2 protein-coding genes are annotated in these 10,917 nt (G+C 38.9%); one reads left to right on the top strand and one right to left on the bottom strand.

Features of this window, described 5'->3' with window-relative positions; genetic code table 11:
• Positions 1–290: 290 nt before the first annotated feature.
• The gene (locus GM3709_RS21755) at positions 291–8,432 is read right to left on the bottom strand and encodes an S-layer family protein (protein ID WP_066115358.1); all 8,142 of its coding nucleotides are present in this window, start codon (positions 8,430–8,432) and stop codon (positions 291–293) included.
• Positions 8,433–8,878: 446 nt separating this feature from the next.
• On the opposite strand from GM3709_RS21755, the gene thiO reads away from it, so the two are divergent.
• Entirely contained in the window at positions 8,879–10,897 is a 2,019-nt protein-coding gene (gene thiO, locus GM3709_RS21750) for a glycine oxidase ThiO (RefSeq protein WP_066115356.1), read from the top strand.
• Positions 10,898–10,917 lie beyond the last annotated feature (20 nt).

The raw sequence follows: 10,917 nt of genomic DNA, 5'->3' as shown, positions 1-10,917 counted from the left end.
GCGTGATAGCTAATGGTTAATTTTGCCAAATATTATTTATTATTTAATTAAATTAATCTATGTAAAATCAATTGTTAATAGTTTTTCATCAATTATTTACTTAATACCTAACAACTAATACCTTGCTTTTACCCATAAATTTTGTATCGAATCGAGGTTACTTATTCTCTTGCAATATTTTATTAGTCTAAAGTACAGTCATAAGTTTCTCCCAGATATCTCTGTCAAAAGGGCGACTGGTTGCATAGAGATTAATTTATTAGTAGTCAATGATAAAGAAAACACGATCGTTAAATTATCACAATATCAGTATTAGTCATGGCTAAACCAGTATTTAAAGTAGCAATTTGCACCGCAGAAGTAGCATCGCTACCATCCACATCAAAGAATAAACCACCATTACTGGAATTATAGAAGAAACGATGATCAGAAGTACTTGGTGATGAACCAACACGGAAGCGCTCACTTGGCAATACACCTATCCCTAAACCACCGCCAAAACCACTAGCACAAACTTGAATAGTATCATCGGTTATGTTAAAATCGGCAATCTGATCGATTCCTTCTAATGGTGAATCAAAGCGGAAAAAATCATTACCAGTACCTCCTGTGAGGGTATCATTACCATAACTTCCGATAATGGTATCGTTGTCATTACCACCATCAAGAGTATCATGATCAGTGTAACCTAGTAAAATATCGTTTCCATTTCCCCCATCGATCGAGTCGTTTCCACTTCCCCCGTCAATAGAATCGTTTCCATCTCCTCCTAGTATCGTATCGTTATCATTACTAGCACTAATGGTATCTTCTCCTACACCACCGTCAATAAAGTCATTACCAGCACCTCCCAAGATCCAGTCGTTTCCATCTCCTCCATCAATAGTATCATTTTCTCCAAAACCATTAATGGTATCATCCCCATTTTCACCGTAGAGAGAATCATTTCCCGCTCCTCCGATAATTATGTCATCTCCATCTCTGGCAAATAGGGTATCATCTCCCAAACCTCCTAACATGGAGTCGTTTTCTGTGGCTCCGTCAATAAAGTCATTGCCACTTCCACCATTGATGGTATCTGCTCCATCTCCACCGTAGATAAAGTCATTATCATTACTCGCATCAATGAAATCGTTACCATTGTCCCCTAACAGAGTATCGTTGCCTAGTTGACCTAGTATGGTATCATCTCCATATCCCCCATCAATAGTGTCATTGGCATCCCCTCCTAAAATGGAATCGTTACCGCTTCCTCCATCAATGGTATCATTTCCTTCCCCCCCCACTAAATTATTATTACCATTTTCCCCTAGAAGGTTATCATCTCCATTACCACCGTTGAGGGTATCATCACCGTCACCACCATTAAGAATATTATTGCCACTATTGCCCGTAATATTATTATCAAGAGTATTACCTGTACCATTAATAGCAGATGTGCCTGTTAAGATGAGGTTTTCCAAATTAGCACCCAAAGTACAAATGATCGAAGATTGTATCGTGTCTATTTCTGTTGCCGTTGTTGATGTTTCAGTAACTATATCATCCACTGCATCAACAATATAAAGATCATTACCACTACTCCCCACTAAACTATCATTGCCCGTGCCACCATCAAGAGTATCATGACCAGTATAACCTAGTAGAATATCGTTTCCATTTCCCCCATCGATCGAGTCGTTTCCACTTCCCCCGTCAATAGAATCGTTTCCATCTCCTCCTAGTATCGTATCGTTATCATTACTAGCACTAATGGTATCTTCCCCTACACCACCGTCAATAAAGTCATTACCAGCACCTCCCAAGATCCAGTCGTTTCCATCTCCTCCATCAATAGTGTCATTTTCTCCTAGACCATTAATGGTATCATCCCCATTTTCACCGTAAAGAGAATCATGTCCCGCTCCTCCAATAATGATGTCATCTCCATTTCCACCGTTAACGGTATCGTCCCCCAGACCTCCTAAGATGGAGTCGTTTTCTGTGGCACCATCAATAAAGTCATTGCCACTTCCACCATTGATGGTATCTGCTCCATCTCCACCGTAGATAAAGTCATTATCATTACTCGCATCAATGAAATCGTTACCATTGTCTCCTGACAGAGTATCATCTCCTCGTTGACCCAAGATCATATCATCTCCATCTCCACCGTAGATAAAGTCATTGGCTCCTCCTCCTAAAATGGAATCGTTACCGCTTCCTCCATCAATAGTATCGTCTCCTGTTAAGTTATCAAAGGTTGAGTCTCCCCGAATGGTATCATTGCCCGTGCCACCGTTAAGGGTATCATTCCCTTCTCCACCATCGAGAGTGTCATTATCTGCATCTCCCCATAAGTTATCGTCACCATTTCCTCCCGTCAGACTATCATTCCCCTCAACACCATCAAGAATATTATTTCCACTATTGCCCGTCATATTATTAGGGAGATTATTCCCAGTACCATTAATAGCAGATGTACCTGTTAAGATGAGATGTTCTAAATTAGCACCCAAAGTATAAGTGATGGAAGATTGTACCGCTTCTATTTCCGTTACCGTTGTTGATGTTTCAGTGACTATATCACCCATTGCATCAACGATATAAACATCATTACCCGTACCCCCCACCATGTTATCATTGCCCGTGCCACCATTAAGGGTATCATTCCCTTCTCCACCATCGAGAGTGTCATTATCTGCACCTCCCCATAAGTTATCGTCACCATTTCCTCCCGTCAGACTATCATTCCCCTCAACACCATCAAGAATATTATTTCCACTATTGCCCGTCATATTATTAGGGAGATTATTCCCAGTACCATTAGTAGCAGATGTATCTGTTAAGATGAGATGTTCTAAATTAGCACCCAAAGTATAAGTGATGGAAGATTTTACCGCTTCTATTTCCGTTACCGTTGTTGATGTTTCAGTGACTATATCACCCATTGCATCAACGATATAAACATCATTACCCGTACCCCCCACCATGTTATCATTGCCCGTGCCACCATTAAGGGTATCATTCCCTTCTCCACCATCGAGAGTGTCATTATCTGCACCTCCCCATAAGCTATCGTCACCATTTCCTCCCGTCAGACTATCATTCCCCTCAACACCATCAAGAATATTATTTCCACTATTGCCCGTCATATTATTAGGGAGATTATTCCCAGTACCATTAATAGCAGATGTACCTGTTAAGATGAGATGTTCTAAATTAGCACCCAAGGTGTAAGTGATAGAAGATTGTACGGTGTCTATTTCCGTTACCGTTGTTGATGTTTCACTAACTATGTCACCCACTGCATCAACGATATAAATATCATTACCACTACCCCCCACCATACTATCATTACCCGTGCCACCATCGAGAGTATCATTACCTGAACTGCCGAATAAGGTATCATTCCCCGCATCACCCGTCAGACTATCATTACCTGCAACACCATTGAGAATATTATTTCCACTATTGCCCGTCATATTATTAGGGAGATTATTCCCAGTACCATTAATAGCAGATGTACCTGTTAAGATAAGGTGTTCTAAATTAGCACCCAAGGTGTAAGTGATAGAAGATTGTACGGTGTCTATTTCCGTTACCGTTGTTGATGTTTCACTAACTATGTAATCTAATGCATCAACGATATAAATGTCATTGCCACTACCCCCTACCATACTGTCATTACCCACACTACCGTTGAGGGTATCATTCTCCGCACCACCGTTGAGGGTATCATTACCATTACTTCCCAATAAGTTGTCATTGCCACTACCCCCTGTCAAGCTATCATTACCGTCACCACCATTGAGACTATTATTTCCACTATTACCCGTGATATTGTTATTTGAGCTATTACCTGTACCGTTGATATTTGCCGTACCATCTAAAATGAGATTCTCTAGGTTACTACCCAAGGCATAACTAATACTAGCAATGACTACATCTATCCCTTCATTTAAGTTTTCTGTTAGTATATCTCCCACGCTATCTACATAGTAAGTATCATTATCAAAACCTCCCATCATAATGTCATTTCCTGTGCCACCGTTGAGGGTATCATTTCCTAAATCGCCCGATAAGCCATCATCACTATTACCTCCCGTCAGGCTATCATTCCCGCTACCACCAAAGAGAAAATTATTTCCATTATTACCGTTGATAATGTTATTTAAGCCATTGCCCGTACCGTTGATGTTTCCTGTACCACTCAAAGTGAGATTCTCCACGTTGGCACCTAAAGTATAGGTAATACTAGCAATAACTAGATCTGTTCCTTCATTGAAGTTTTCTACTACAACATCCCCGTCACTATCCACATAGTAAGTATCATTACCACTACCCCCCACCATACTGTCGTTACCATTATTTCCATTAAGAATATCATTACCATTACCTCCTGTCAGGCTATCATTACCAGCATTTCCATTGAGAATATCATTACCATTACCTCCTGCCATACTGTCATTTCCATCACCACCGTTGAGGGTATCGTTATCTGCATCACCCAATAAGGTATCATTTCCTTCTCCACCATCGAGAATATCATCACCATTACCCCCGAACAAACTGTCGCCTGATGCAGCACCATTGAGAGTATCATTACCATCAAGACCACTGAGACTTCCAGGTCCAGCAAAACGTGTGATAATGTTATTTAAGCTATTACCTGTACCGTTAAAAGTTCCCCCACTACTAAAAATGAGATTCTCCACGTTGCTAGTCAAAGTATAATTGATACTAGCAGTAACACGAACTAAATCTGTTCCTCCATTTAAGTTTTCTACTACTATATCCGCCGTACTATCTATATAGTAGGTATCGTTACCATTACCCCCTACCATACGGTCATTTCCACCACCACCATCAAGGGTATCATCACCATCACCACCGTTGAGAGTATCATTTCCACTATTACCTGTGATATTGTTATCTAAGCTATTTCCTGTACCGTTAATGTTTTCAGTACCATCTAAAAAGAGATTCTCTAGGTTATCACCCAAGGTATAGCTAATACTGACAAAAACTCGGTCAATTCCCTGATTTACTTCCTCTACCACTACATCTCCTAGACTGTCCACATAGTAAGTATCATTGCCACTACCACCTATCATGGTGTCATTTCCGGCTCCGCCATCGAGGCTATCAATTCCCCCATTACCAATGAGAGTATTATTGCCAGTATTACCAGTGATAATGTTAATTGAATTATTGCCTGTACCGTTAATATTTCCCGTACCAATCAAAGTGAGACTCTCTACATTCTCCGTTAAAGTGTAGCTAATACTGGCAAAAACTTGGTCAAAAATTCCCTGACTTGCTGTTTCTTCTACTATATCCCCAATATTGTCCACATAGTAAATATCATTACCACTACTTCCAATCATCCGGTCATTTCCAGCACCACCATTGAGAATATTATTTCCACTATTGCCCAAGAGAATATTATCCCCTGTATTCCCCGTACCGTTGATGTTTGCCGTTCCCGTTAAAGTCAGATTTTCTACATTAGCTGGTAAAGTGGTAGTTACAGAAGTAGAAAGGGTATCGATAATTGTGGTAATTGCGGTTGTATTGTCTAAAGTTCCATTATTGGGATCACTTAATATTAATGTAAAGGTTTCGTTTGGTTCATTAATGGAATCATTCAGAATGGGAATAGTAATAGTTTGACTGGTTTGCCCGGGGGAGAAAGTCAAAGTTCCACTACTGCTAGTATAATCCTGACCGGCTATAGCTGTTCCGTCAATGGTGGCATATTGTACCGTCACAGTTTGGGTACTTGCTTGGGAAAGAGTGACGGTATAGGTGACATTTTGAGGATTAGTAATGCCTTCGACAACGGTTTGATTGCCAATCAAATTAATTCTTGGTGTGGTGGGTATATCCGTTTCAATGTTTAAAGACCAACCTCCGGCAATAGTGCCTACATTTTCCAATTCATCATCATCTACTACATATAAGCTCCATATTCCATTGGGATTAGTATTATTGAAAACAGATAAGTCCATATTATAAGAATCGGCGGGGGCTGGAGAAGGGAAAAAGTCTGGTTCTACCCCTGATGTGCCTACTAGATTATTCGGTTTATAATTACCGCTTGTGGTTATATTAGAGTTGTTAAGGAAATTGGCGGCGGTGGCATCAAAAGTTAATGTTACTCCATTGGTAGCTATATTTTCCCCGATGTCAGACATTAAAATAGTTTTTGCACCGGTAGGACCTACTAAAAGAATATCAATGTCTCCTGTCCATGAATGACTAAGATTGTTGAGGGTGACACTAATTTTGCTTATATTACCACCCAATCCCGACACATTAATATCAGAAGGATAGGGAGTTGAACCGCCCACATTCACATCATCAATCAAGATAGGGGTTGTATTGCTGAGAGTAACGATTCCATCATCATTTTGAATTGTACCAATTGCTGTGGAGGAAATAAATGTTGCACCATTGGTGGGATTAGAAAGGGTGACGGTAAAAGTTTCGTTGGGTTCGATCGCTGTATCCCCTTGAACATTGACTGTGATGACTTTACTGGTTTCTCCGGGGGCAAAACTGACAGTACCTGATGGTAATATTCCTCCCACAAAATCACCACCATTAGAGGGGTTAGCACCTGAACCGGTTATTGCCCAATTAACACTATCGGTATTAGTTGTAATTCCACTGCGAGTGACAGTAAAAGTAAAAGATGTTGTCCCGCTATTTCCTTCAAATTGATTTGCGTTAGTGGCGTTGATAGCCAATGCAATATAATTCGGATTAAAAGTTCCTGAAACATAATATTGTCCCAAACTACCATAGTCAGTGTATCCTGTGGGATTGCTAGAAAGGGGATTTCCTATGCCTACACCATCAATATGGAGATAATACTGTCCTGCACTCAAAAATAAATTAGAAAAATTTGCTGATAATGTATTTGCCGGATTAGATTGAGCAATTAAATTTCCCCCATTATCATAAATTCTTGCCCAGATGTCTAAATTAGCTCCGTAAGACTCTAAATATTCGGTGGAAAAACCTCCTGCACCGTCAGAAATTAAAGCCCTTGAAATGGGGTTAATGTTAAAGTAAAAAGTACTATTGCCAATAGTATTAAAGGAAAAAATATCTATATCTGTGTTTCTTTCAATGATGCCAAAATTGTTTAAATTATTGAGATCTAAAACTGTAGCAGTGACATTGGTATTTCCATGATCATCTGTGCGATAGCCAAATCCATTGTTGGTTGTAATTATAGCTAGATCATCTTCAGTTTGATTACCATTATAATATTCACTAGCTTTTGACCACTGAGTTACGTTGTCATAATCACCATCAGTAAAACCTGCACCCATAATAGGAGCCCAGCTTGTTTCCCCACTACCATGACCTTCATAATATTCCCTACCGGGAAGTTGACCATCATGATTTAATCCTAGAGTATGACCTACTTCGTGACTAATGGTTTCTCCTCCTTCATAAGCTCCCTGATTAAACGTTAAGGCAACTTCATCATAATTCCAGTTAAAACTCTCAAGATAGGCTGTTCCACCACCACCTGCATTGGTAATTTCGCTACCTGTATCTAGGTTGAGGTTATCTGTCATTACAACTCGAATACCCCAACGAGTGTCTCCACCACCGCTATTAATTAAGTCTCCTAAATCTGTTGGCTCTTCGGTAGTGACGTTAATGTTAAAAGGTGCAAAATCTTCCGCCGCCCGTTGCCACATCAACTGAATTTCCTCTAACTCAGCATTACTAAAAGAGTTTGGATTACCGTCTGTATCATAAGAACCTAGTCTTAAAGAACCACCATCTTCCCATAGACTACTACTCATAAAATGACCGTCAAAATCAAGATAAATAGTATGGTTAGCATTGGGATTACTATGAAGTTTAAAAGTATTTCCTAAAGTTGTGGGGGCGTTAATGATTATGGTTGTGGCTTGATTTTGGTTGGAACTTTGCCCATAGGGAAGGGAACAAGAACCACATTGACAAATTAAAGTATGAGGGTTTACATTTGATATAATTGATTCTAAATTATCACTTAAAGAAATTGATGAGGCGTTTTCTGGGATTGATGAAAAAATAGGTAAATTATTTATAGATTTGACTAATATTGATTTAATCTCGTTTAGAGTGGTATTTTTTAAAAAACTTTTAGCGAGGTAAATATTGTGATCTTGTTGAGAGTAAAAGCTATTGTTATGGAACAACCCGTCTTGTACTATGTAAATATTTAGGGGAATAGTTTTGTTATTTAGTTTGTAGTGTGGAATTTCCCAACCCTTAATTTTCTCTAATTTTTCCTGATCATCTTGACTCAATTTAAGAATATAATTTTTGAAATCAAATTCACTGAAGTTATTTTCTAAGTTTTCTTTTAGGAGTAGGGGGAAATTATCATCCAATCCCATAGTAAGTATGCCATCTGAAGCGATTTCATTAGTACTCATAAATAACTCCTAAAATTTATCATAGTCGACAATAAGATTGATAAATGTCTATAGAAAATTCTATAATTTTTGCTCTCAAAGTAACAAATATACATAAAGTAATGTGAAGACGAAAAAACTGAAGAAGAAGAAACACACCCAAAAAAGTAGCTATCTTTCAAGCCACCATTGCTATATTTTTTGTAGTAATTCTATTGGCTGATTAACCATCATCAGTATTGTTATCAAACAAAAGAATTCATTATGAAAGAATATGAAACTGGAAACACAGAAAATACCATTGATCTGATCAAATATTTACAAAAGGAAGATAAGGAGCGACAAGAAAAAAATAGCAATATTTTGCGATGGAATCAGTTATCTATTCTTGAATATAGCAAGGTATTCTATCAAAGTTTTGTTAAAAGGAATTAAAATTAAAACTAATTTATAAATATTTATTTTTAATGAAAACCAGTAACGAAATTATTATTATTGGCGGTGGAATTATTGGACTCTCGATCGCCGTTGAATTAAAATTAAAAGGATTAGGAGTTACAGTCTTAAGTAGAAACTTTACTCAAGCCGCCACCAAAGCCGCCGCAGGAATGTTAGCACCAAGAGCAGAACAGTTACCCGAAGGCGCTATGTTAGATTTAGCCCTAGAATCCCTTGCTTTATATCCGGAATGGGCCAGAAAACTAGAACAATTGAGCAATGAAGATATAGACTATAATCCTTGTGGTATCATCGCTCCCATTTATCAACAACCCTCACAAACGAATAATAATTGGTTAGACAGAGACACCATTCAACTATATCAACCTCACCTCGGAGATGAAGTAATGGGAGGTTACTGGTATCCCGAAGAAGGGCAAGTCGATCCCCGTAAGCTAGGTAAAGTATTATTAACAGTGGCTAAATTATTAGGTGTTGATGTCAAAGAAGGTATAGAAGCGATCGCTTTTACTCGTCATCAAGGTAGGATAAATAATATCCTCACCAAATCCGGCATATTTTCCGCCGATACTTACATTTTAGCTAGTGGTGCATGGTCAAGTAAACTATTTCCTCTCCCCGTGCGTCCAGTAAAAGGAGAAATGCTAAGTTTAAAGATACCCTTAGATAATCCCTTAGAAAGAGTGATTTTTGGAGAAAATACTTACTTAGTGCCGAAAAAAGACGGGCGTTTAATCATTGGTGCCACTTCTGAAGATATTGGTTGGAAAGAAGGCAACACAGCAGAAGGTATTAATACTCTGCTAAATCGTGCTATTCGTTTATATCCTCCCCTTGGTACTTGGCAATTAGATGAAATTTGGTATGGTTTTCGCCCCGCAACTGCAGATGAAATGCCCATTTTAGGTTATGGTGACGTTGATAACCTCATTTTTGCGACGGGACATTATCGCAATGGTATCCTATTAGCACCCATTACCGCTAAATTAATAAGTAATCTAATAATAGATCATCAAGCTGATCCTCTTTTACAATACTTCAGCTATCAACGGTTCAACAAATCTACACTGCAAATTATGACATATCCTACTCCTAGTCAAAATAACAATATAAACCCTAATGGAAGCAATTTAAGCTCGATAAATAGTAATTTAGGTGATTTTTCGACTAAAACTCAAGATTCACGGTATTTAACCCCTTCTAACGCTTCAGAATTTTTCAGTAATAATCCTCAAGATGATGATAATTTAATCATTGCCGGCCGTAAATTTAATTCCCGTTTAATGACAGGTACGGGAAAATATCCTAATATGGAGTCTATGCAAAAAAGCGTTATCGCTAGTGGTTGTGAAATCGTCACTGTTGCAGTGCGTAGAGTACAAACTAACGCTCCTGGCCATGAAGGGTTAGCAGAAGCCCTCGATTGGGGTAAAATATGGATGTTACCTAATACTGCTGGTTGTACCAATGCAGAGGAAGCGGTAAGAGTTGCTCGTTTAGGTAGAGAAATGGCGAAATTACTGGGACAGGAAGATAATAATTTTATTAAGTTAGAGGTTATTCCCGACTCTAAGTATTTATTACCAGATCCGATCGGCACACTACAAGCGGCGGAACAATTAGTCAAAGAAGGTTTTGCAGTATTACCTTATGTTAATGCAGATCCTCTTCTTTGTAAAAGACTAGAAGAAGTTGGGTGTGCTACGGTCATGCCTCTCGGTTCTCCCATTGGCTCAGGGCAAGGGATTCAGAATTTAGCCAATATTAAAATTATCATCGAACAAGCAAAAATACCAGTAGTTATCGATGCGGGAATTGGGACACCCAGCGAAGCCGCATTGGGTATGGAATTAGGGGCAGATGCTTTATTAATCAATAGTGCGATCGCATTAGCCCAAAACCCAGTACAAATGGCGAGGGCAATGGGATTAGCTACCGTTGCAGGAAGATTGGGTTATCAGGCAGGACGTATTCCTGTCAAAGAATATGCTTCAGCTAGTTCACCTCTTGTGGGTGTCGTTAAATAATTAGTATTATAGTTAGTTCA

Origin of the sequence: Geminocystis sp. NIES-3709, assembly GCF_001548115.1 — a bacterium.
In the GTDB taxonomy this organism is placed as follows: domain Bacteria; phylum Cyanobacteriota; class Cyanobacteriia; order Cyanobacteriales; family Cyanobacteriaceae; genus Geminocystis.
The sequence above is the reverse complement of the archived record's forward strand: the minus strand, read 5'-3'. Positions and strand labels throughout refer to the sequence as shown.